This is a genomic window from Roseofilum capinflatum BLCC-M114, assembly GCF_030068505.1.
In the GTDB taxonomy this organism is placed as follows: domain Bacteria; phylum Cyanobacteriota; class Cyanobacteriia; order Cyanobacteriales; family Desertifilaceae; genus Roseofilum; species Roseofilum capinflatum.
The window spans coordinates 108,310-129,691 of record NZ_JAQOSO010000087.1 but is presented as its reverse complement, the minus strand read 5'-3'; the positions used below and the strand labels follow the sequence as shown (position 1 = coordinate 129,691).

The following is a 21,382-nucleotide window of genomic DNA, read 5'->3' as shown; positions in this document are numbered from 1 at the left end:
CTGATATCGGCATTTTTTACAACGGAATGAGAATCAAAAAGATCGCCCAAACTTTCGCTAACCTTTCCTTAATTCTCTTGATCTCCCTCGGATTGACCGAAATTATCTTTCGAGTCTATAACTATTTCCAACCCAGTTTCATCTTTCACGACAACTCTTATAATCGCTTTCGAGGAAAACCCTTAGCCCCAGAGTACAACTTCACCCTCAACTCTCAGGGATTCAAAGACGTAGAATTTCAAATTGAAAAAGACCCCGACACCTTCAGAATCTTGGGATTAGGAGACTCTTTTGCCTATGGTGTCGTTCCTTACGATTACAATTATTATACTCGCTTAGAAGAAAAACTCAAACAACGGGATTACCAGCTAGAAATCATAAATATGGGAATTCCTAACCTTTCCCCGAAAGATTATCTCGCTCTATTTGTCACTGAAGGATTAGCCTTAAATCCAGATCAAGTCATCCTCAGTTTTTTTATCGGCAATGATTTTGACGATTCCCAGCGCAGTATTTTTTCTTATTCTTATGTTTGCTCCTTTTTCAAATTTCTGATCGATCTTCAGAATAGCTATGAAGGCAAAGTCATTCATGGAAACCTCGATTATCAAGACGATCAACCGACGCTCACGGATGAAAAATATTTGCAAATCGAAATCGGCAGAAGTGATTTATTTTGGGTTGAAAATTCTGACTTAGAATCGCAAGTACAGGGAGCAATGGAGTATTTAAGAGCAATCCAAGAACTCTGCGATCGCCAAGATATCGATCTCTTAGTCATTCTGATTCCCGATGAGCTACAAGTTAACCCCAATTTGCAAGCAAAAGTGATCGATGCTCAACAGATGAACATAGAAGATTTTGACTTTAGCTTACCCAATCAATACCTACAAGAAGAACTAACGGAAGCAGAGATTGATTTTCTCGATTTGCTCCCTTACTTCAAAGGCTATTCAGAACTTGAACAACTCTACAAACCCAATGATAGCCACTGGAATATCGCTGGTAATGAACTAGCGGCGGAGCTAATTTTTCAATATTTACAACGGACACCGCAATAGCACTGAAGCTTAGTAGAGTGGGCAGTAGACTAGCTTGTTGCCGTTCTCTAGCGAGCAAGATGCTCGCATTCCTTACAAAGCAAGGGGGCGGGTTTACGGAATTATAGTCAATTGCAATAACAACGAGACATTTTACCCAGAACCGAGCGAAGGGCTATCTTCTTTCAACCTTACGATATACCGATAATTAGCAGCATGGTTGCCTTGAAGTTCCAACCTTCCGCCATGAAGTTGAGCCAGGCTTAAACTCAGCTCCAAGCGCAGAAACTGCATTTTCGTTTTTAAGCTGCTAGAAGTCTCTAGGGTAGGTTGGGCATTGCTTGAGTTTGAAGGAAAATCAGTCACATTATCAGATTCAGAAAACCATCTTTGAGGATCTGGGGTTTCTCTGCTAGGCTGAGAGGAACTCATTTTTTGCTTAAACCAGTGTTTAACTTCATCAGGGTTAGGAATACCTTCTCCCAACCAGGGATGGGTAATCCAAACGGAAAAGAGTAATTCATTTTGCTTATGAGAAGCATGAAGGCGAATCGTACTTTCTTCGGCAGCTCCTTCAATCACACTCGCTATCAAATGGTAAAGAATTTGTTGGACTAAAACTTTATCAACATGCCAGATGCGGATTCCGGGTTCAAGAGAGAGACGAATTTGTTGATTTTGACGTTCAGCTAAGGATTCTAAATGATTGGTGGCTTGCTGACAGAGCATTTCCACATCGACAGGTTTAATTTTGAGCGGTGGAGCGACTTCATCGAGAACGGCTAATTCTAAAATTTGATTGATCAAGGACAGTAAATTTTGGCCACTATTATAAATAATGGTCATGTATTCTTTCTGTTTTGGCGTTAGGGGGCCGTAGGTTTCCGTGTTGAGCATTTTGGCCATCCCTAGGACGGAGGTGAGGGGAGTACGCAGTTCTTGAGTGAGTTGATTGAGGAGTTTATTTTTACTGGCTAGGGCAGAATTGATTCCGGAGGGCGCTGGGGTAGGGTCTAAGGAGCGATTGCTGTGTGGGGAAACAGAAACGCCTACTAATCCAGTTTGGTTTGAGGGAATTTTGAGCATGTGGGCCCGTTCAAATTCACTCAAACTCCAACGAGCTGTCATTTCTAAATAGGAAATTTCTTGGGGGGTGAAGGTATGGGGTTGGAGGTCGAGGACAGCTAAGGCTCCGATGCAGTCGCCTTCAGAGATAATTAGGGGAATGCCGACATAGGAGCGAATGCCATATTCCTGATGGAGAAAGCTTTGACTGAGTTCGGGGTCATCGGCTAAATCGGGAATGAGCCATTTTTTACGGGTTTCAACAATTTGACGATTGAGGGAGTGTGGCAGAGGAAGGGAGCGTTGAGCGGCTAGGTCGTTCATTAGGCCGAGACGGGAGAGGCCAAAGGCGGCTTTGAGCCATTCTACTTCACGGTCTATAATGCCTAGAATGCAGATGGGAACTTGGAGATAATGGGCGACGGTTTGGGTGGCTTCTTCAAAGATGGGAACACTACTGTTGTCGAGTAAGCCCAATTGTTCTAAGAGGTTGAGTCGCTGTTGTTCTCGTTGTCGATCGCCACTTACAGCAAATCCGAATTGATTTTCACGCTCATCTATGGTCATATTTACGCAGATAGGGGGGAGGTTGAGGGACTAGGAGGGGTAACACGATCGTCATTCTCTCCAATTATACGGATCGTTGCGGTGGCTCTTCTGTGATATCGCTCAGTCTCATTGAGGATATTTCTGGGCCGCTAGGGCGATCGCCTGGGGTAAGATGCGGTGTTCTTGTACCTGAATTCTGGCATGGAGGGTTTCGGGAGTATCGTCCGGTAGCACGGGGACGGCAGCTTGCACTAAAATCGGCCCCGTATCCACCTCTAAATCCGCTAGATGTACGGTACATCCGGTGATTTTCACCCTGGCTTCTAAGGCATCTTCCACCCCACGAATTCCGCGAAAACTCGGTAATAAACTGGGATGAATATTAATGACACGGTTGGGGAACGCACTGAGCAGCACTGCCGTTACAATCCGCATCCATCCCGCCATAATCACCCATTCTACCCCCTGTTCTTTGAGGATTTCGACAATGGCGGCATCAAATTCTTGACGACGCTTTTTATAGTCTCGGTGGTTTATTAAGACGGCAGGAATTCCCCAGCGTTGAGCGCGAGCGGCCACTTTTGCTCCTGGGTTATTGTAGATGAGAACCTTAACATGGGCCTGGAGTTTCCCGGCCGCGATCGCCTCTAATAAGCTCTCAAAGTTACTGCCACTCCCCGATGCCAGCACCCCTAATTGCAGAGGTTGGGTAAACTGAGGGTAGCGATCGCACTCTGGAGAGATTAAACTCTGGTTCATGGCTGAAGATTCCATTCTGTCTGTCCCTGGGTCACCCGACAACACACTTGAATCAGTAGTTTAACATAGGTCGTCTCTCTGAAAACAGTCTACTGCCCCGGTTAGAGACCCTTTCTGAAAAAAACCTTAATCTTCACTGATTTTCAAAATTTCGTGGGTTAAATAGTCCTGTTTTGTGATTTCAAATCCCGCAAAAGAAGGAAGTAACAGAGAAGTACAATAAGAGAAGAAGGGGAATTGAAGACCAGAACTGGGTAAGAGGCGATCGCTCAACCTCGATCCATGCTGCTCTGATTCACTCATTATTCGGGAGTTTAGCCATACAGCGAGGTTACAATCATGCAAAGAACGATATCCCAACTCCAACAAGAGATTCAATCAGGAGAATCGGTGATCCAAGAAGGTATCCGGTATATTCAAGTCGCTTGCGTGCGCGTCACGTATCCACCAGACGAGCTACAGCTCTTTGAAGCCTATCAGATCCTCGATAACGGTGAGACCAGAGAACGACATCTGTCGGGAGTCTCCGAAAAACTCAAATCAGGCGAGAGAGCCATTCAAGCGGCAATACGGGGTATTCAGGAAGAGTTGGATTTAAAGCTCTCCGGCGATCGCTTTTTATCTCTAGGAACAGAATTATCCCAAAGGATATCGAAAGGTTATAATCTCCCCACTTGCTATACCTTACATAAGTTTTCTCTAGAATTGACCCAAGAAGAATTTCAGCCGTTGTATCCCATTTATATCTCCCAAGAATCCGATAAAACAACCGTCTTTAAGTGGATGGCAAGTACCCCTATTGTTATCAGCCCCGCTTCCCTCCGTCCAATCACGGCAACCGCTCGGAACAAAGGTTAATTTGGATCTCTTTTTATGTTATGCTCATGGACAAGCCAAAAATAAGGTTTAACAATCCGAGTGCCCGTTTCATACCTAATCTTTGATTTTGACGGTACATTAGCCCAATCTTTAGATACGGTCGTGGACATTAGCAACCGTCTCGCTCCTGAATTTGGTTATCAATCGAGTTCTCCTGAAGAACTTGACCGCTTCAGAACCTACCGCACTCAAGACACCCTCAAAAAATTGGGGGTTTCCTGGTATAAACTCCCTTTTTTGATGCTACGGCTCAGAAAAGAAATGAATAAGGTTATTCATACGCTCAACTTAGTGGAAGGAATGGCTGAAGTCTTACAAACCCTGAAGAATAAAGGTTGTAGCTTGGGGATCATCACCTCGAATGACCGCAAGAATGTCAAAATTTTCTTGGAAAATCACCAGTTGGCACAAACCTTTGACTTTATCGAATCGGAATTAAATCTATTCGGTAAAGGGCGAGTGATTAAAAAGATGATGAGAAAACAAGGATGGTCTCCCCAACAGGTATACTATGTGGGGGATGAAGTGCGCGATATTGAAGCAGCTCAGAAAATAGGAGTGAACGCGATCGCCGTGAGCTGGGGCTTCCAATTTCCAGAGGTGCTATGCCAATATCATCCCGATTTTTTGCTATCAGAACCGAGGGAGTTAATTACAGTGGTTGAATCGATCGACCTTGAGGAAGGGAGATAAGCAAGTTGCCCTTAAGATAACCATCCTTTAGAATAAAAGGTTGAGAAAACGTAACTTATTCAATCCCTAAACCGGATCATGGCAGGACATAGTAAATGGGCAAATATCAAGCGTCAGAAAGCCAGGGTAGATGCCAAAAGAGGACAGGTATTTACGAAAGTATCGCGAGAAATTATTGTAGCGGCTCGCAGTGGCTCCGATCCGGCAGGGAATTTTCAACTGCGGACGGCCATTGAGAAGGCAAAGGCAGCCGGAATTCCCAATGATAATATAGAACGGGCGATCGCCAAAGGAGCCGGCACTTGGGAAGCCGATAATAACCAATATGAGTTTATCCGGTATGAGGGATACGGGCCCGGTGGAGTCGCTATCCTGATCGAAGCCCTCACCGATAATCGTAACCGTACCGCCGCCGATGTGCGGGAAGCCTTTAATAAAAATGGCGGAAACTTAGGGGAAACCGGATGTGTAAGTTGGATGTTTGCCCAAAAAGGAGTCGTGCGACTCACGGGTAAAGTAGACGAGGATCGGTTATTAGAAGTCTCCGTAGAAGCAGGAGCAGAAACCTATGACTGGGTGGACGATCCCGATGATGAGGCAACCGCAGAAGTGTTTACTGAAGTCGGAAATTTGCAAAACTTGACCCAAACCCTACAAGAAGCAAACTTAGAGATAGTCACCTCAGAGTTGCGCTGGATACCGAATATGACGGTAGAGGTGAAAGAAGAAGACTTAGCGCGATCGCTGCTTAAATTATTAGACGCTCTCGAAGAGTTAGACGATATTCAAAATGTAACCCCCAACTTTGAAATGAGCGATCAATTCATGTCTTTAAGTGTCGTTTAGCAATCATGAATCCATCCTCCATTGCCATCACCATTAAACTCTTTGCCGTTTATCAAGAAGTCTATGGTGTCCCCGAACTCTCCTGGGAATTCCCCCCCCAAACCCCCGTGTCTGCCATACTCCATCGCATGATTGCCGAACATCCCCACTTAGCTCCATGGCAACCCCTCACCCGGTTTGGGGTAAATTTGCAGTTTGTAGAGGCCGATCGCATCTTGCAATCTGGCGATGAAGTGGTCTTAATTCCTCCTGTTAGTGGAGGATGAGCGATCGAAGGATTATAAGGGTTATATAGTATAACTTAAAACCCTAAAATCCTGGAGAAATTTGTGGCAATTGCTCAAGTTCCAGTTGAGTGACTAAACTCATAGGCATGGGGTCTTGACTAATAGATTGGATATAGGCAGGAGTTAAATAGGGTTTGTATTCTGGATTTTGAGCGACATAAGTTTGGAAAAAGGCTAATCCTAATTCTAGGGTATAGAGACGGGCTAAATCTGGATCTTCACCAATGACCAAGCTAGGTAAAGCAAGGTCATCTTCACCGGATTGTAAAGTAGAAAAATGGGTTCCTCCTTCCTGTAAGACGAGATATTTTTCTGGGCTATGGGTTAGCCAAACAAAGGGTAAAATCTGTTCGGGGAATGAAGGAGCAATCGTGTCTTTGCTCCCAGCAACAATCATGGCCGGAATGTTAACCTTATTGAGACTCGATTCTCCTAAAACCCGGCTACTGATGGGATTAATAGCAATGATAGATTGAATGCGGGAGTCCTGAAGATTGAGGGTGCGATCGCCGTCCCCTAGCTCTAGAGCGCGACATTGGAGCAGCAGGGAAACGTTCCAGGAAGGACTTCCAGGATTACAATCTTCTTGTAATTGGTCAAAGTTAATCTCAGCTCCGGCGAGAGCTAACACGGTATAACCCCCAAAAGATTGCCCGATCGCCCCCACTCGATCCAAATTCACCCGTCCTTCCAGAGGGCCACCCGGTTGGATTTGGCGGCTCAGTTCATCGAGCATAAAAGTAATATCGAGGGGACGGTTAATAAACTCGCTCGGTTCTGCCACTTCATTCGCTTTTCCTTGCAGCATCGCTTCCCGTTGGCGATCGCTACTTTCCAAATGCTCAGGAACCGCCACCGCAAACCCCCTGGAGGCTAAATGAGTCGCTAAATAGACAAACGTTTCTCGATTCGAGCCTAACCCATGAGAAATCACCACCAAAGGAGCGGGTTGATCCGAAGGGTTAGGAAGATACAGATCCACCGGATAAGTGCGATTTCGCTCCCGATCTTGGAGCATAAACGAGCTTTTTTTCCAGGGAAAATAACCCGGAGTAAATAAATCAGGCAGTTCAGAAACCGGAATTTCTCCTTCCGGAACAGAAAAAGGAAACGCCGAATTCCATTGAATTCCTTCCGGTACAGTTGCCACTTGAGATTGAAAAGCAACCTCGATCGCCGACTGTTGAGTAACCACCTCATGAGCTTCATGGGTTTGGCGCACTAAGGTATACAAATCCAGGGCAATATCCAGAGCCGATCCTAAATCTATGCGTAATCCTTGGGTGGGAAATTTTTTCATAATATTCAGCAACGTCATCCCCTCCGGTTCCGCCGCCGCTAAAATTAAAGCCGCTCGAATAGCATAAAATCCCTGTTGTCGTCCTCCCGTTTTCACCACTCGTCCCAGGCGCTGTAATAATACTTCTCCTTGGGGAGAATACAGAAATTGTGCAATGCCTAAAGGCGTGACATCAATCGGTTTTTCAAGACTCTCTTTAAACCGGTTCAGTTGGGCCTCATTCAGATAGCGGGTATAGGCTGATAACTTCGGGCTGATTTTTCCTTCGTTGACAAAGTTTTCTAAGTCTCGTACCGGAATAGAGCGCTCGACTAAAGAAAAGGAAACATAGACTCGTTCGGCTGCCCAAACCGGTTGTAGGGGAAGGGAAAAACCGGCAAGCATCGCCACTGCCATCAGCCATTGCCATTGAAAATACCGTTGTAAGACCATCGATCTCACCTCTCACACCATCTTCTAGGGTAACTTAAGAAGCGGGCAAGATGCCCACATTCCTAGAAGAAAACCATTCAACCCATGAGAAAAAAGGAGCGATCGCCTATCGCTCCCTTCGATCTTATTCAGTTTACACACAGTAGGCATTAGATGATGCCAACTCCTTTGCCTCGGTTATCGTCTTTCATCGACAATTTCCCGTCTTCATCCGTTTCTTTCACCTCTTGATAGGTTCCCTGACGTTGGGATTCTAACTGTGCATCTTTATGATCTAGATCTCCGGGAGTTTCCACATACATTTGTGGCTCAACCGCAAAGTTATTCAACTTCCCTTCCCGATCCATGGTATATCCGCCTGTGGTATCGATGCCTCCGTCAGCATCAGGGGTTTGTTTAAAGTTTTCCCCTTCTCGTTCCTGACGACTAGCGGTTTCCGTCGGGGGAATGGCGCGATCGTATTGGGGTTCAAAGCGGTTTTTGGCAGTTTCTTGATTATTAATCGTAGACATAGATTGTATTCTCCAATTCAACAAATTTAACCCGAATAATTGAGAGATAGATCGGTTTTAGCGATCGATATCGGGAACAATATCCGGACGGTCTTTATCCTTCCAGCCGACTAAGCGAGTGGAGTTATACCAAGCGATCGATCCTAAGATGACGGCCGCTAAAAAGCCTCCAGCATAGACAAGTAGTACCGATAAAGGAATGGATAAACTATTAGAGCTGGCTTGAATTTCTGAGAGTACAAACATAAGTTAGTTAAGTTGACCTCTGTTCTTAACGTCATCTACAGACTATCAAGATCGAGTAAGATTACTCATCCTTCACCCGATAGAGATCCCCTCTACCGATGGAAAGATTACCTTTGTGTGTCTTTCGGTAGAGGGGAGGCCTTTAACCGACTAAACCGGAGCGGAGAGCGCGAACAGCCGCTTGAGTGCGGTCATCGACACAGAGTTTATAAAGGATGTTGCGAACATGGGTTTTAACGGTTCCCACCGTAATATAGAGTTGTTCGGCGATCGCCGCATTATTGCATCCAGCCACAATTAATTCTAAAACTTCCAGCTCGCGATCGGTCAGGGGTTCCGACTCTAGCACCTGTCGATATTCGGGATCGACTGACCGAATTGTGGTTTGTTCTGACTCCTCTGAATCAGGAGCAACGGAACGAGGTTTTTGTACCTGATGCAGAACAATACGGGCGATCGCCGGATCGATCCAAGAATTCCCCTCATAGGTGGTCGCAATCGCCTCTAGCAACTGCTCAATACTGGCATCTTTCAAGCTATAGGAATCTGCACCGGCTGCAAACGCCGCTAACACCGTATCTCGATCGTCATGCATCGTCAAAATCAAAACCTTAATCGGCGCTAGAGACGCAAACTCTTCGGACTCTCGGATGTGTTGCATTAATTCAATGCCATCATAATCTGGCAGGCCAATATCAATTAATGCCACATCAGGAGCCGTTTCTTTCAGCACCTCTAATCCCTGCTTGCCATTGGCCGCTTCACCGACCATTTCAATCATTTCCTGTTGTTTCAGAGCCGTACCCAGCCCCATACGAGTCAGATCGTGGTCTTCAATTAATACAACACGGATAACGCTCATGGTAGTCTAGACTCCGAATCAAAAAAAACTGGGCGATCCCCTTGACCAGTCACCTCAACCCTATTGATCTTGGTTACTATCATGGCAACTGATCCCACTGCAAACCGCCGCCCTGCTCGAATTTTAGCGGTTGATGATGCTCCCGACAACTTAATGTTAATTGAGAATATTTTGGGCGAAGAAGGATACGAAATTAATTGTCAATCCGATAGTCAACAAGCGCTTCAAGAATTGGAGCAGTTTGTTCCCGATTTAATTTTACTCGATGTGGTTATGCCGGACTTAGATGGGTATGCATTTACGCGGCGCATTCGGGACAACCCCTATTTACCCTTTATCCCCATTTTATTGATTACCGCCCACGATCAATCGAGCGTCGTCGAAGGGTTAGATGCTGGAGCGGATGATTTTATTCGCAAACCGGTTAATGTGAATGAACTCTTAGCACGGGTGCGATCGCTCTTACGCCTCAAACAAACCTTAGATGAACGGGAAGATTTCGTTTCCCGTCTCACCCATGATTTACGAACTCCCTTAGTGGCAGCCGATCGCATGTTTTCCCTGTTTCGGCAAGATACCTTTGGCCCCTTAACCCCGGAGATGGAAGAAGCCTTATCTACCATGCAGCGCAGTAACCAAAATTTGCTCAATATGGTTAATACGTTGCTTGAAGTGTATCGCTATGCAGGAGGTAGAAAATCCTTAACCTTTTCTAAGTTTGATTATGGGAAATTAGTGCAAGAAGTTGTTGATGAACTGAGTCCCTTGGCTGAAGAGAAAGGCTTGCAATTAAACTTTCACACCCTCGATGGCGCTCCTATTCCCCATCCCTTTCAAGCGATGGGCGATCCCTTAGAATTGCGTCGAGTGGTGATTAACCTAGTGGGAAATGCGATTAAATTTACTCAACAAGGTTCAATTGATATTCGCCTAGAATTAATTCGTTCTTCGGAAGAAAAGATGATTCGCTTACAAGTCCAGGATACCGGCAACGGAATTATTCCTGAAGAACAAAGCCGAATTTTTGAACGATTTCGGCAAAGTAAATCCTGGGCGATCGCCGGTAAATCCAAACGGTTAAGTAGCGGTTTAGGTTTGTATCTCAGTCGCCGCATTGTTGAAGCCCATCACGGAACCCTTACCCTAGAATCTGAACCAGGAAAAGGCAGTATTTTTACGGTTGACATTCCCCAGAAGATGAGCAGGCCGTCTTCTCATTTTTGAGCCTGAGCTGTGCCTGGGGATGCAGCACTTTTGGAGGTTTATTACCCATTACCCCGCGAAGCATGGTAATGTTGCCCAATAAATTGATCGAGTTCCACTAACTTTTCTTTCAAAAGAGTCAGGGTATCTTCACATTGTCTCTTGTTCTGGGCCTGAGCGCCAGCTTCTAGATCGGTGGCGACTTGATGAACGGCGATCGCCCCGACATTGGCACTCGATCCCTTTAACCGATGAGCGGTGATCTCAATCACGGGCCAGTTTTGATTGTCCAATTCAGTCACAAGTTTATGTTGATCTTGATGAGCCATGGCCAAAACTTTCTGGAGTAAACGTCTTTGAAAGCGTCTATTGCGACGAGAAATAGAGTTTAAGCGCTGAAAATCTAACAAGTTGATAGCAAAATCAGGGACTCGGTAGGAATCGATCGGCTCACTATAATCGCTATAATCGCTGGTGGGGGAGCGATTGATCGGGGAGTTTCTTGATATCTCTGCACGGCAGGACGAGATAGAGTCAGGTGGAATCATGGTGTAGACAATAACCAAAAAACAGGTCAATCAAAACAATTCGCTTTGAGTCTAACAGCATTCTTACTTATCTTCCTCTGTCTGCGGGTAGAGAGAAGTCAACCCATAGGTAGAGACATTCCTCTCAGTTAATCTAGCTACAGATAGATGTGTACAGCCCTTAGATTTGTTTAAATGGGATACAGAAGCGATTTAGGAAAACAAACACAAACATTATGGCTACTCAAACCCCTAACCCAACCACTCAATCTCATGAATCTAGAAAAGAATATCAAGAGAAGATTAACGCGCAATTAAATCGTTTAAATGCGAAAATTGATGAATTTGAGGCGAAAGCCAAACAAGCTCAGTCTGAGGCTTCAGTCGAATACCATAATACATTAGAAGAGTTGTATGCCAAGCGAGATGCAGCGAAACTCAAACTTGATGAATTATCGAATGCCAGTGAAGATGCTTGGTCAGAGTTAAGATCGGGATTCGAGAGTGCTTGGCAAAACTTAACTGAATCCGTCAACAAGGCGGTCAAAAAGTTTGAATAGATTCGTTTAATTCTGGTTGAGTAGGGGTGAAAGATTTTTCGCCCCTATTTTTTTGACCCTACTGTTGTCAATCGATTTAATTTTCGGTCAACACCTCTTCAAAATCGAAATCGGGAGCCGCTAAGACATAAACCAACGTGGGCAGATTAGCGGTTTTATCATGCAAGGTTTCATAATAGTGGGTATATTGGTGAGGCGGAATTAAATCCGGTTTTGCCAATCCCAAGAAGATTAAGTCAGCATTTTGGGAGCTTTCGTGGAGAATATCTTCAAATAAACGGCCTTCAGATACAATCACTTGGGCGATCGCCCCCAAACGCAATTGACCCATAAACTGTTCCAGATTCAGCCGGGCTGATTCGGCCGCCGCTTCATCCGTCACAATAATTTTGACAAAAATTTGCGCCTGATGCCAATCGATATCGGTACGCAACAGATAAGCCAACAACAGCATTAATCCGCCATTCGCCTGCATTCCCCGCCACCAAATATCAATCCGCCGCCGCCTGCCAAACCCCCGTTCTGCATTTTCCCGAAACACAATGATACTGCGCTTGGCTTGGTGTAATTGGGCAATCATTTGACAATATTGATCCCGTCGTTCAGGTGATTCACTATCGCCTAATAACACCGTATTGGGAACTAACGGCCCTAAGCCATAGGTTTCCACCAAGCGCACAGCCCCCTCAAAGGGATCGGGAGCCGTAATCACCCGTACCAAGGCTTGTACCCCTCGTTTTTCCACATATTCGCGAATCGTAATCTCTAATTCTCCTTGCTGGGAGAGATCCCGATAGCCCTCTGGAAGCACGCTAGAAATAGTAATTAACCCTCGGTTATGGGTCAGGCTATCAGCCAACTCAATCAGGGGCCAGCGTTTGCGGGGAATTCCCGATAAGACTAATAAATGGGGCCGCCAGTTTTTGGGATCTTCGGCATGATCGAGTTGCAGGAGTCCCTCGCGCAGAATGGCCATCCAAAGGCCCCGCCGAGTATCTCCCCAAGTGGCTTCGAGTTCTCGCCGTTGTAACCAGAGGAAAATGCCCAAAACGATGATCGCCGCCATTACAGTCGCTAGAGCATCAATGAGGAACATAACCGCTAAACAGCCGATCGCCCCCAAAATAGAGAGATACCAGGGAACCCGAAAGGCGGGGCGATAGGAGGGACTTTGCAAAAAGGCTTCGATACCCGCCGCAATATTGAGAACCATGTAGGTGGTGAGGAAAAACATGGTCAGAATGGGAGCGATCAGATCCAATTCGCCTAAACAGACTAAGGCGACGGCTAACCCCAAGGTAATTATGGTTCCGATCCGGGGTTCATCTTCTGGGCCGCTTCCCGTTCCCAAAAAGCTCAACCAGTCGGGAAGTACCCCATCTCTGGCTAAGGCTTGCAAGACTCTAGGAGCGCCTAAAATACTGCCCAAGGCACTTGATAGGGTGGCTCCCCAAACCCCTAACAAGATGGCTGGCCCCCACCAAGCCATCTGTTGCATAATCAGAGGATCGGCAATTAAACTGGCTGCATCCGATCGCAGGGACAAGATTACCGGCAAAATCATATAGATCACATATCCGGTGGCCACGGCTGCTAGAGTGCCATCGGGAATGGAGCGAACTGGGTTTTTCAGGTCTCCGGACATGCTCACCCCGGACATGATCCCGGTAACTGCGGGGAAGAAGACGGCAAAGACAGTCCAGAAGGGGGCGCTACTATCTGGAGGCGCTCCGAACCATCCCATAGGCGTGACATCAGGCAGTCCTGAACCCCAGGCAAAAGAGGCCAGGGAGAGTAAAATTGCCGCCATAATGAAATACTGGGCTTTAATGGCCACACTGGCGGAGGTGAGGGCTACCACTCCCACCAAAATTGTGGTGATAATCCCTACATAAAGCTGATTGAGGGCGGGAAAGGTTTTGGCGACGCTTTCGGCAAAACCGATGGTATAGAGGGCAATCGAAAGACTCTGGGCAAAATATAAGGGAATGCCCACGGCTCCTCCGGTTTCAATGCCCAGGGAGCGACTAATCATATAGTATGCGCCACCTGTGCGGACGACGCGATCGGTGGAGATGGCAGAGATCGATAGGGCTGTGAGGAAGGTAATGGAGGTAGATAGGGTAACGATCGCCAGGGTAGAAAATAGCCCCACACTGCCCACCACCCATCCAAACCGGAGATACATGATCACTCCTAGGATAGTCAAAATCGAAGGGGTGTAGACTCCACCAAAGGTTCCCAAGCCCGTTTTTACTGGCTCTTCTGAGGCAGATATCTGTGGCACTTCGGCACTTGAGCTGGTTTTTTTCATAGAAATTAGGGTAATGGGTAATGGGGAATGGGGAATTAATTGGCTCTCTCCCTAATTAATCGATTCCAGAAGCCGATCTTGGGGGAGGAAGGAGCGATCGCTAGAAATCGGTGCTACGGGTTCGGTGAGGGTAAACTTGCCGCTATTAATCCAGTTTTTCAGGGCGATCGCCACTTGGCGCGATCGCTGGAGACTGGCTAAGGGAGCGGTGCGTACCGGTGTCCCTTCGATGGTAATTTTACCGCTTTTGAGTTGGGCATAGCTGACTAGCCCAAAAGTGGGGCGGTTGCGTCGGGGAATGGAGAAATCCACAATGGGAGCTACCAGGTTTTGGTCTTGCACGGCGCAGCATTTAACCACTTCTTCATTCAATACGGGAAAGGGAATTCCCACGCCTAACATTAGGGAGGGGCCATAATTTTTGAAGTAACAGCCTCTGACCCATTCTCGGCTCATCTGTTTTGCATCTCCGATCAGGGAGAGGGTGGCAGCCGGGCCGATGGGGGTACGGTTCGGAAGGCGTTTTTGTAGGGGAAAGTGTTGGGTTCCTTCCCAGGTAATATAGCCGATCGCTCCGCCTATAAATATCCTTGTACCAATGCCAATCCAGTTTAAGTCCGGGTCATTGAGCAGGGGAGAGAGGGCCCCGGTATTGGCATATACGGCATTACCGAGACGGGGCAGTAGGGGCCCTAGGTAGGTATAGAGGGTGCGATCGCCCCCATTGACTCCGACGATAAAGTTTTGGTAGAGATTGCGAGGATTATAAAGATAAAATTGATTAATGCTTTCCTTGCTAATGGTCGTTTCAAAGGATTCTCTAGGGTAGCAATCTGTACCTTGTCCCAGGGCCCGTAGGGGTAAGGATTTTCCGGCAATTAAGTCTTCGATGACCTGGCCACCCCCCCGATCTTTGAGGGGTTCTCCTTCTCGTGCTTCTGCCATTTGAGTTGCGCCTAAATAGAGGTCTACGGCTCCAAATCCAGAGTAGGCAGGCACACTATCAATCCAACATTGACGAATTTTCATGGGGGGATCGGTTTGTCCCAGGTTGATGATGGCTCCGGAAGATTCCATGGTCTCAAAGGTTCCGGTGGTAATCACATCGACCTGTTGGGCGACTTCAGAAACCGTACTTTCTGCCACCCTAGCTTTCAGTTCTTCTACGGTAACAACCACCGCTTCTTGGCGGCGAATTTTATCATTGATTTCGGCAACGGTACGCATGATCAAGAGATATCCAGAATCGCGATCGAGGGGGCATACTGGGTAGAGAGGGGAGGTGCAGGAACCATTTCCCCTCGGAAATCTAGCAGTTGTACCAGAATCAGATAGGCGATCGCCAAAAGTAAGGAAATGGCTCCCGTGAGAATCGCCACAAATTTAGAACGGTTCATAAGGATAGAAGGGGAAGAGGGTAGGCAAGCTATGAAAATGATATAACATAACCTTTCAACCCTTGCAGATAAAACCTCACGAGATAAATTATTCAGAGAGGATCGTTAATAATGGACAAGAACCCTCTTGTGAGCTAGAGGAACACCAGGTTGGATGAGACCGATGAGTAATGTATCCCCCTATTGGATGTGGGTAAGAGTGAATGCGTTTGGTACAGGGCAACGGATTGAAGACCGAGTAGCCCAGGATTTTTTTCAGGATCGGTTTTCGGCACTCCTATCCCAAACTCCTTTTCCGCACCCACAGATCCAACAGCAACTCCAACAATGGAATCGGGCTTCAGACCCGTCTGTAAGCCCTGCCGAGCGCTGTTTGCGCTGTTTTATTTCTAATCAGATCAAACAGATTTGTGTGGACTTAGAGCAGCGTTTTGGGGCGACTCATGATTTTACCCATCAGGAACTGTTGCCGTTTGTTCTCTCTGAGTCTCCGAGTCCGGTTGCCCATGGCTCTCATCCGGGGTTGGTCGATCGCATTTTAGAAACGTTTGACCCCAGTAAAAGCACCCTTTCGGCTTGGAGTTCGAGGTTGTTTAAGAGCGATCGCCTAGTGAAGCGTTTTTTGCTCGATCATGGCATTGAACAGGTGACGGATTGGTTAATTCTCAACCGCACGTCGTTAGGGAAACTGACGGCAGTTTTGCAGCAACAACAGGCAACCCAGAGGGAGATCGAAGAAGCGACGGAGCTGTTAGAGCAGTATCACCAAGTGTATCGCCAAGACTTGTTAAAACAGCGCTCTGAGGGGACTAAGCGCCGGTTTCCAGAGCCAACAGACGCTCAATTGGAGGAAATTGCGGCTGCGGTAAACGGTTCCCCCCAAACCGTCTTAAAGCAGCTCAAATATTTGGCGGGAGTGATGCGGGTGGCGCGTATTCAAGCTAGGGGGGGGACTTTACCGCCTTCTGTGCAACCGCCAGCCATAGACTTGACTCCTGCGGACGATCCTCCAGAGCAGTCGGAATTTCTCGATCGCTATTATCAAGAATTCCAAGAAGCTTTGCAAGGGGCGATCGCTAAAGTGATTAATACTCGTTTACAAAGCTATGAAACGGGGACAACTGCAAAACAAAAGCTCAAAGCTGAACAAAAACAAGCGCTCTTTCTGAAAGGGTTGCATTTATTCCACTGTCAGGGAATATCCATGGGTGAGATTGCTCAACAATTGGAGTTAGGAGATCAACCCAGAGTGAGTCGCCTGCTTCAGCTTAAACGACTGCGAGCGGATATTGGTCGATGGACATTACAGTTACTGGGCGATCGGGTTTTCAACCTCGCTCAAGCCTATGTCGATCCCGAACAATTGTCTCAAGTAGCAGCTAAAATTTACGCCATTTTAGATGAAGAAGTGCAATCGACTTTAGAGGAAGCCATCCGCGAAGCCAGTTGTAACCAGCGTCCTGCGGTTCCCAGTCAACTTACCCAGTCTATTTGTCATTATGTTAAAACTCAACTGGAGTGAACTATGACCAACTCTACTCTTTCTCCCCTGGAATTTTCTGAGGATTGGGTTGAACTTTCCCCAACTTTAGAATCGTTTGGGTTCGCGGAAGCGGACTATAAAGCGGCTGCACCGTTTGCCGATCGCTGGTCAGATTATACTCAGGCTTTGGCGATTTTAGGATTGTATGGTTGGTTGGGCGATCGCGAACCCACCTTAATCTTAGATCCCGATCCGTTATCTGTGCTGAATCCCCTCTATAGTCAGCATCTCAACGCCATCTTTCATCTAACCGTTAATGGGTTTCAGGTCTGTATTTTGCCCACTTTATCCTGGAGCGAGGATGAAATTGCTGTTCCCAGGGTGGGGGTTGAGTTATCGGAATTCACGGATCAACTGTATATTGTTGTGAGCTTAGATGAGGATTTAGAGGCGATCGCCATTCGCGGATTTCTCAACTTCCCCGAACTTGCTGCCCTAACTGCTCAAATTACCCCCAGTCCAGATTGGAATTATTATCTAAACATTGACCAATTCCATACCCATCCCGATGACCTCCTCTTAACCCTACACTGTTTAAATCCAGAAGCCATTAAAACTCCAGAAAAAACTCTAGATCATTCTGCTTTACAACCCTATCAACAGAGCTTACAAGAGCATCTTCCTCAAGTTAAACATCGTCCCCTCTGGCAAATTTTAACCTGGGAAGAAAGCAGAGCGCTCTGGCTCCACCCCGAATTACTGCAATGGTTAGACCCCAAACCGGAAGAACAACCAGAAACCCTAAACAACCATCTCGGTGACCTTCTCAACCTGCTCATCCAGCCCGCCATTGATGTCACCCAATGGCTGCAAAATGAAGCCAAAGAGCTACAAAACTCCCTGCATGAGGGGGGATGGCAACTCATTCCCGCCAGCGCCTTCCGTCGCCATTTACCCCTCTCTCCAGCCACAGATTTAAGCACCTTGCTCACCCAGATTTATCAAGAAACCGGCGTGAGTGTGCCCTCAGATGCTGGTCGTGCTTATCAGGATTTAAACGTAGGGTTAGGGGTCAGGCTCTATGCCCTGACCTGGTGTTTATCCTACGAAGATAGCTGGACATTATTATTAATTTTAGGCAGCAGTTCCGGACAATCCTTAAACTCCGATCTCGGTTGGCGAATTAGCGATCAAACCGGTATTTTAGTCGAAGAGAAGATGAATCTTGATTCTTCCAGCGCTTATCTGTTTACCCAAGTGATTGGAACCTATGACGAGAAATTTGTGGTAACCTTATTCTCATCCCTAGGAACAGCGATTAGCTTGCCTCCCTTTTCCTTCCCTTGGGGAAAAGTCTCCCTAGATCACCCCTGTTAGTCATCAGTCACGCCATGGATATAGGGCATGAAGCTCAAGAGCCTTAAGATCGGATGGATCAGCATCTGCGTTGGAGCCATGTTAATGAGTTGTACGACTGGCACTGATGGCGATCGCGCCTCATCTTCCCAGAGTACCATCAAAATTGGCGGATCTTCCGAAGCCTATCCCATTTTAGAACTATTGGCAGACACTTACGATCAACAGCAAGAGAATGTAGAAATTCTCTTTATGCCCAGTAGCCAAAGTAGTGGCGGACTCAGTGGCGTGCGAGATCAGGTGATTGATATCGGAGCAATTAGTAGACCTCTAACCCCCGCAGAACACACAGAAACCCTTCAGTATATGCCTTTGGTTCGCAATCCCTTAGTCCTGATTGTCAATCAACAGGTAAAAGACCTTAATAACTTAAGCAGTGATGCCATTAAAAAAATCTATAGTGGTGTGATTACCAATTGGCAACAATTAGGCAGTGTAGATGGCGAAATTGTAATTATCGATATCCCAGAAGATGAAACCGACAAACAACTCTTACGAGAACATTATTTAGGACAAGACCTCAAAATTACTCCCCAAGCCATCTTATTTGAAGAAGATGAGAAAGTTTTAGAAGGAGTTGCAATCACACCTTACAGTATTGGGGTCATTGCCCAATCCCAAAAACTGAAAGAATTTCCCGTAACCCCTCTCACTCTAGATCGGATTGCTCCCACTGTAGATAATATTCAGAATGGCAACTACAAAATGATTCAAATGATTGGACTTGTTTTTGCAGATCGACCCCAACCCGCAACCGAAGACTTTATTAAGTTTATATCCACTCCCGAAGCTCAAGAAATACTGAAAGCAAATGGGTATGTGTTTTTTAGCTCTGAATCTCAATCCCCATAGGAAATTGTGCAGGAGAAAATAACATAGGAGCGTTTAAGTATAAAAGTGTATATGGCCTATAGAAGAGAAAGACCAGTAGCGCTATACTGATAACTATAGTTACCCTCCAACCTCCCAACTCCCCTTTTTGTAATGATTTCTAGTGAAAACCCCTCTAATTTTTGGAAGACAACGTTACTGTTTAGGACGTACTCAAAGTTACCGTTACAGCAAAAAATTAGTGTTCCATTTGTTTGTCTCTTCCTAGGATTATGGTTTTTGGGGACAATTGGTATTGGTTATTACTTTTTAAACCATTTAGAAAAAAGGCAACTGGCAGAACTGCAAAGTGTAGCAGCATTGATTCTACAGCAATTCCAAAATGAAACTGAAAAATTGCGTTTAAATGCAAAACTGACTGTTGAATCCGAAAAAGTTCGTCAAGGAGTAGAAGATGCTAACCCAACCATATTACTACAACATTTATTACCCTTAAAGCTTTTGTTGGAACTGGATTTAGTGCAAGTCATTGATGTTGAAAGAAAATTATTAGTTGACTTAAAACTTAATAGTCTTAGTGACTCTCAAATCAACCATGAAATGACTATTTCACAGGTTATGAATGGAGTGAGCCTATCCACAATAATTAATGCAGAAAACGAAAACAATAACGATCCATCCATCTTAATTAGCACTGCCGCGATTAAATCTAATCAAGGAATAATTGGTGGAGTCATTATTGGTCGTGTTGTTAATCATAACTTTTTACATGGTTTGACTGAACACATTGATGAATCCATAGTTGTCTTTCAAAACAATGAAATTATTGCTTCTAGTTTACGAGAAGCTGAAAATTTTGTGTGGCTACCTCCTTCAGAAAACTCCGTAAATAATTTTCATAAGTCGATGGTAAAAATTGGCGATCGCTCTTACCTCGGAAGAACAGTTCCTATCTCAGGAATTTATCAGTCTCAATTACAATTAGTCATTCTTGCTCCTCTAGATTCTCTAGAAAAAGCTAAACGAAATTTTTTAATTGGACTGGTTGTGTTTTGTTTGGTGGGATCGCTGATTGCCATACTTGTGGGTTCTTTAGTGTCTGGCTTAATTGCTATGCGGATTCGCTCAGTCACTAAAGCCACGGAAAAATTAGCAAATGATGATTTATGGGTTAAGTTGCCTGTGCTTTATAATGATGAGTTAGACCGGTTGTCTAAATCGTTTAATCGTATGGCCAAAAAGTTAAAAAATAGGGATGAGGCATTAAAGATAAAAGTAGAAGAGTTGGAAGAAACATTACAAAAGCTTTACTTAACTGAATCTCAACTGATTCAGTCGGAAAAAATGTCGAGCTTAGGGCAAATGGTAGCGGGTATTGCTCATGAATTTAACAATCCCGTGAATTTTATTTATGCAAATATTGAACCGGCTATTCATTATGTAGACGATCTGTTATACTTAATCGATCTTTATCAAAAAGAATATCCGTATCCAAGTGAGAATATTAATCAGGCTCTATCGGATATAGATTTTGATTTTTTGGTTGGAGATTTTCAGCATTTATTGAATTCAATGAAAGCGGGAGCAGAACGCATTAGTTCAATTGTTCGAGGTTTACGCACATTCTCTCGCTTGGATGAAACGGGAATTAAAAAAGTTGATCTTCATGAAAATATAGAATCGACGTTGTTAATTGTGCAACATAAAATCCAAGAAGATGTTAATATGGGAATTGTTTCAAAAAGAAAAATCAGTCTACTTAAAGACTATGGAGAGTTGCCCAAAGTTACTTGCGATCCCAGTCAATTAAATCAGGTTTTTTTATATTTGATCAATAATGCCATTGATGCGTTACAGGAGTTGAGAACGGATATAGAAAGCTCCAAACTGCCGCAAATTGTCTTAAAAACAGAATGGGGCGATCGCTCTTCAGTCAAAATTACGATTGCGGATAATGGGTGTGGCATGAGTGAGGAGGTTCAAAATAAGATATTCGATCCCTTTTTTACGACTAAGCCAGTAGGGAGTGGAACCGGCTTGGGCTTGTCGATCAGTTATTCTATCATTGTGGATCGCTGTGGAGGAAAATTGAGGTGTCATTCTATTCCAGGAGAGGGAACTGAGTTTATCATTGAGCTGCCGGTAGAGGGAAGCGGAGGAAGTAATGAGTAATTCAGTATG

22 protein-coding genes are annotated in these 21,382 nt (G+C 45.5%); 11 read left to right on the top strand and 11 right to left on the bottom strand.

What is annotated here, in order from left to right; genetic code table 11:
• Positions 1–26: 26 nt before the first annotated feature.
• Positions 27–1,061, top strand: a complete 1,035-nt coding sequence (locus PMG25_RS16825; RefSeq protein WP_283768057.1) for an SGNH/GDSL hydrolase family protein — start codon at positions 27–29, stop codon at positions 1,059–1,061.
• 132 nt (positions 1,062–1,193) lie between these two features.
• Here PMG25_RS16825 and PMG25_RS16820 read toward each other — a convergent pair whose 3' ends face one another.
• The 3 genes from PMG25_RS16820 to PMG25_RS16810 all read right to left on the bottom strand — a co-directional run bounded on the left by PMG25_RS16820 (position 1,194) and on the right by PMG25_RS16810 (position 3,716).
• Entirely contained in the window at positions 1,194–2,672 is a 1,479-nt protein-coding gene (locus PMG25_RS16820; protein WP_283768056.1) for a GAF domain-containing sensor histidine kinase, read from the bottom strand.
• Positions 2,673–2,780: 108 nt separating this feature from the next.
• Positions 2,781–3,413: a phosphoribosylglycinamide formyltransferase gene (purN, locus tag PMG25_RS16815; RefSeq protein WP_283768055.1), complete on the bottom strand. Its 633-nt coding sequence runs from the start codon at positions 3,411–3,413 to the stop codon at positions 2,781–2,783.
• Positions 3,414–3,539: 126 nt separating this feature from the next.
• Positions 3,540–3,716 carry a hypothetical protein gene (locus PMG25_RS16810; RefSeq protein ID WP_283768054.1) on the bottom strand — a complete coding sequence of 59 codons (177 nt, stop codon included), beginning with the start codon at positions 3,714–3,716 and terminating at the stop codon, positions 3,540–3,542.
• A 36-nt stretch (positions 3,717–3,752) separates the two neighbouring features.
• Here PMG25_RS16810 and PMG25_RS16805 point away from each other — a divergent pair, with 36 nt between their 5' ends.
• The 4 genes from PMG25_RS16805 (at position 3,753) to PMG25_RS16790 (ending at position 6,097) form a co-directional block, all read left to right on the top strand.
• Positions 3,753–4,271 carry an NUDIX hydrolase gene (locus PMG25_RS16805; protein WP_283768053.1) on the top strand — a complete coding sequence of 173 codons (519 nt, stop codon included), beginning with the start codon at positions 3,753–3,755 and terminating at the stop codon, positions 4,269–4,271.
• A gap of 60 nt (positions 4,272–4,331) precedes the next feature.
• The gene (locus PMG25_RS16800) at positions 4,332–4,985 is read left to right on the top strand and encodes an HAD-IA family hydrolase (protein ID WP_283768052.1); all 654 of its coding nucleotides are present in this window, start codon (positions 4,332–4,334) and stop codon (positions 4,983–4,985) included.
• 78 nt (positions 4,986–5,063) lie between these two features.
• Positions 5,064–5,831, top strand: coding sequence for a YebC/PmpR family DNA-binding transcriptional regulator (locus PMG25_RS16795; RefSeq protein WP_283768051.1), 768 nt, complete (start codon positions 5,064–5,066; stop codon positions 5,829–5,831).
• 5 nt (positions 5,832–5,836) lie between these two features.
• Positions 5,837–6,097 (top strand): MoaD/ThiS family protein, encoded by a 261-nt coding sequence (locus tag PMG25_RS16790; RefSeq protein ID WP_283768050.1) that lies wholly within the window; start codon positions 5,837–5,839, stop codon positions 6,095–6,097.
• Positions 6,098–6,140: 43 nt separating this feature from the next.
• On the opposite strand, the gene PMG25_RS16785 is transcribed toward PMG25_RS16790, so the two are convergent.
• The 4 genes from PMG25_RS16785 to PMG25_RS16770 form a co-directional block, all read right to left on the bottom strand.
• A complete protein-coding gene (locus PMG25_RS16785; protein ID WP_283768049.1) occupies positions 6,141–7,850 on the bottom strand; it encodes an alpha/beta hydrolase in 1,710 nt (569 codons plus the stop codon).
• A 149-nt stretch (positions 7,851–7,999) separates the two neighbouring features.
• On the bottom strand, positions 8,000–8,362 hold the full coding sequence (locus tag PMG25_RS16780; protein WP_283768048.1) for a hypothetical protein: 363 nt from the start codon (positions 8,360–8,362) through the stop codon (positions 8,000–8,002).
• A 57-nt stretch (positions 8,363–8,419) separates the two neighbouring features.
• Positions 8,420–8,608 carry a photosystem II assembly protein Psb35 gene (gene psb35 / locus PMG25_RS16775; RefSeq protein ID WP_283768047.1) on the bottom strand — a complete coding sequence of 63 codons (189 nt, stop codon included), beginning with the start codon at positions 8,606–8,608 and terminating at the stop codon, positions 8,420–8,422.
• Positions 8,609–8,750: 142 nt separating this feature from the next.
• The gene (locus PMG25_RS16770; RefSeq protein ID WP_283768046.1) at positions 8,751–9,470 is read right to left on the bottom strand and encodes a response regulator; all 720 of its coding nucleotides are present in this window, start codon (positions 9,468–9,470) and stop codon (positions 8,751–8,753) included.
• An 81-nt stretch (positions 9,471–9,551) separates the two neighbouring features.
• Here PMG25_RS16770 and PMG25_RS16765 point away from each other — a divergent pair, with 81 nt between their 5' ends.
• Complete coding sequence (locus PMG25_RS16765) at positions 9,552–10,694, top strand: hybrid sensor histidine kinase/response regulator (RefSeq protein ID WP_283768045.1); 1,143 nt, start codon at positions 9,552–9,554, stop codon at positions 10,692–10,694.
• A 41-nt stretch (positions 10,695–10,735) separates the two neighbouring features.
• Here the strand turns inward: PMG25_RS16765 and PMG25_RS16760 are convergent, their stop codons facing one another.
• Entirely contained in the window at positions 10,736–11,221 is a 486-nt protein-coding gene (locus PMG25_RS16760) for an Hpt domain-containing protein (RefSeq protein ID WP_283768044.1), read from the bottom strand.
• Between the two features lie 215 nt (positions 11,222–11,436).
• Here PMG25_RS16760 and PMG25_RS16755 point away from each other — a divergent pair, with 215 nt between their 5' ends.
• Complete coding sequence (locus tag PMG25_RS16755; RefSeq protein ID WP_283768043.1) at positions 11,437–11,760, top strand: sll1863 family stress response protein; 324 nt, start codon at positions 11,437–11,439, stop codon at positions 11,758–11,760.
• 76 nt (positions 11,761–11,836) lie between these two features.
• On the opposite strand, the gene PMG25_RS16750 is transcribed toward PMG25_RS16755, so the two are convergent.
• Genes PMG25_RS16750 through PMG25_RS16740 form a run of 3 tightly spaced genes read right to left on the bottom strand, consistent with a single transcriptional unit; the run spans position 11,837 to position 15,471 of the window.
• Positions 11,837–14,074 carry an APC family permease gene (locus tag PMG25_RS16750; RefSeq protein WP_283768042.1) on the bottom strand — a complete coding sequence of 746 codons (2,238 nt, stop codon included), beginning with the start codon at positions 14,072–14,074 and terminating at the stop codon, positions 11,837–11,839.
• Between the two features lie 51 nt (positions 14,075–14,125).
• Positions 14,126–15,301, bottom strand: a complete 1,176-nt coding sequence (locus PMG25_RS16745; RefSeq protein ID WP_283768041.1) for a homocysteine biosynthesis protein — start codon at positions 15,299–15,301, stop codon at positions 14,126–14,128.
• A gap of 2 nt (positions 15,302–15,303) precedes the next feature.
• On the bottom strand, positions 15,304–15,471 hold the full coding sequence (locus PMG25_RS16740; RefSeq protein ID WP_283768040.1) for a hypothetical protein: 168 nt from the start codon (positions 15,469–15,471) through the stop codon (positions 15,304–15,306).
• 163 nt (positions 15,472–15,634) lie between these two features.
• Between PMG25_RS16740 and PMG25_RS16735 the strand changes: the two genes are divergently transcribed.
• The 4 genes from PMG25_RS16735 to PMG25_RS16720 all read left to right on the top strand — a co-directional run bounded on the left by PMG25_RS16735 (position 15,635) and on the right by PMG25_RS16720 (position 21,373).
• Positions 15,635–16,993 carry a hypothetical protein gene (locus PMG25_RS16735; protein ID WP_283768039.1) on the top strand — a complete coding sequence of 453 codons (1,359 nt, stop codon included), beginning with the start codon at positions 15,635–15,637 and terminating at the stop codon, positions 16,991–16,993.
• 3 nt (positions 16,994–16,996) lie between these two features.
• Complete coding sequence (locus tag PMG25_RS16730) at positions 16,997–18,331, top strand: DUF1822 family protein (RefSeq protein WP_283768038.1); 1,335 nt, start codon at positions 16,997–16,999, stop codon at positions 18,329–18,331.
• Positions 18,332–18,415: 84 nt separating this feature from the next.
• Positions 18,416–19,222 carry a substrate-binding domain-containing protein gene (locus PMG25_RS16725; RefSeq protein WP_283768037.1) on the top strand — a complete coding sequence of 269 codons (807 nt, stop codon included), beginning with the start codon at positions 18,416–18,418 and terminating at the stop codon, positions 19,220–19,222.
• A 132-nt stretch (positions 19,223–19,354) separates the two neighbouring features.
• Entirely contained in the window at positions 19,355–21,373 is a 2,019-nt protein-coding gene (locus PMG25_RS16720) for a HAMP domain-containing sensor histidine kinase (RefSeq protein ID WP_283768036.1), read from the top strand.
• The last annotated feature ends 9 nt before the right edge of the window (positions 21,374–21,382 follow it).

What these genes read in the sequence shown, in the direction of transcription:
- PMG25_RS16795 (WP_283768051.1), top strand. Translation starts at nt 5,064, where the DNA reads ATGGCAGGACATAGTAAATGGGCAAATATCAAGCGTCAGAAAGCCAGG.
- psb35 (WP_283768047.1), bottom strand. Translation starts at nt 8,608, where the DNA reads ATGTTTGTACTCTCAGAAATTCAAGCCAGCTCTAATAGTTTATCCATT.
- PMG25_RS16745 (WP_283768041.1), bottom strand. Translation starts at nt 15,301, where the DNA reads ATGCGTACCGTTGCCGAAATCAATGATAAAATTCGCCGCCAAGAAGCG.
- PMG25_RS16720 (WP_283768036.1), top strand. Translation starts at nt 19,355, where the DNA reads ATGATTTCTAGTGAAAACCCCTCTAATTTTTGGAAGACAACGTTACTG.
- PMG25_RS16820 (WP_283768056.1), bottom strand. Translation starts at nt 2,672, where the DNA reads ATGACCATAGATGAGCGTGAAAATCAATTCGGATTTGCTGTAAGTGGC.
- PMG25_RS16810 (WP_283768054.1), bottom strand. Translation starts at nt 3,716, where the DNA reads ATGAGTGAATCAGAGCAGCATGGATCGAGGTTGAGCGATCGCCTCTTA.
- PMG25_RS16755 (WP_283768043.1), top strand. Translation starts at nt 11,437, where the DNA reads ATGGCTACTCAAACCCCTAACCCAACCACTCAATCTCATGAATCTAGA.
- PMG25_RS16825 (WP_283768057.1), top strand. Translation starts at nt 27, where the DNA reads ATGAGAATCAAAAAGATCGCCCAAACTTTCGCTAACCTTTCCTTAATT.
- PMG25_RS16785 (WP_283768049.1), bottom strand. Translation starts at nt 7,850, where the DNA reads ATGGTCTTACAACGGTATTTTCAATGGCAATGGCTGATGGCAGTGGCG.
- PMG25_RS16730 (WP_283768038.1), top strand. Translation starts at nt 16,997, where the DNA reads ATGACCAACTCTACTCTTTCTCCCCTGGAATTTTCTGAGGATTGGGTT.
- PMG25_RS16725 (WP_283768037.1), top strand. Translation starts at nt 18,416, where the DNA reads ATGAGTTGTACGACTGGCACTGATGGCGATCGCGCCTCATCTTCCCAG.
- purN (WP_283768055.1), bottom strand. Translation starts at nt 3,413, where the DNA reads ATGAACCAGAGTTTAATCTCTCCAGAGTGCGATCGCTACCCTCAGTTT.
- PMG25_RS16735 (WP_283768039.1), top strand. Translation starts at nt 15,635, where the DNA reads ATGAGTAATGTATCCCCCTATTGGATGTGGGTAAGAGTGAATGCGTTT.
- PMG25_RS16780 (WP_283768048.1), bottom strand. Translation starts at nt 8,362, where the DNA reads ATGTCTACGATTAATAATCAAGAAACTGCCAAAAACCGCTTTGAACCC.
- PMG25_RS16740 (WP_283768040.1), bottom strand. Translation starts at nt 15,471, where the DNA reads ATGAACCGTTCTAAATTTGTGGCGATTCTCACGGGAGCCATTTCCTTA.
- PMG25_RS16750 (WP_283768042.1), bottom strand. Translation starts at nt 14,074, where the DNA reads ATGAAAAAAACCAGCTCAAGTGCCGAAGTGCCACAGATATCTGCCTCA.
- PMG25_RS16765 (WP_283768045.1), top strand. Translation starts at nt 9,552, where the DNA reads ATGGCAACTGATCCCACTGCAAACCGCCGCCCTGCTCGAATTTTAGCG.
- PMG25_RS16760 (WP_283768044.1), bottom strand. Translation starts at nt 11,221, where the DNA reads ATGATTCCACCTGACTCTATCTCGTCCTGCCGTGCAGAGATATCAAGA.
- PMG25_RS16790 (WP_283768050.1), top strand. Translation starts at nt 5,837, where the DNA reads ATGAATCCATCCTCCATTGCCATCACCATTAAACTCTTTGCCGTTTAT.
- PMG25_RS16805 (WP_283768053.1), top strand. Translation starts at nt 3,753, where the DNA reads ATGCAAAGAACGATATCCCAACTCCAACAAGAGATTCAATCAGGAGAA.
- PMG25_RS16770 (WP_283768046.1), bottom strand. Translation starts at nt 9,470, where the DNA reads ATGAGCGTTATCCGTGTTGTATTAATTGAAGACCACGATCTGACTCGT.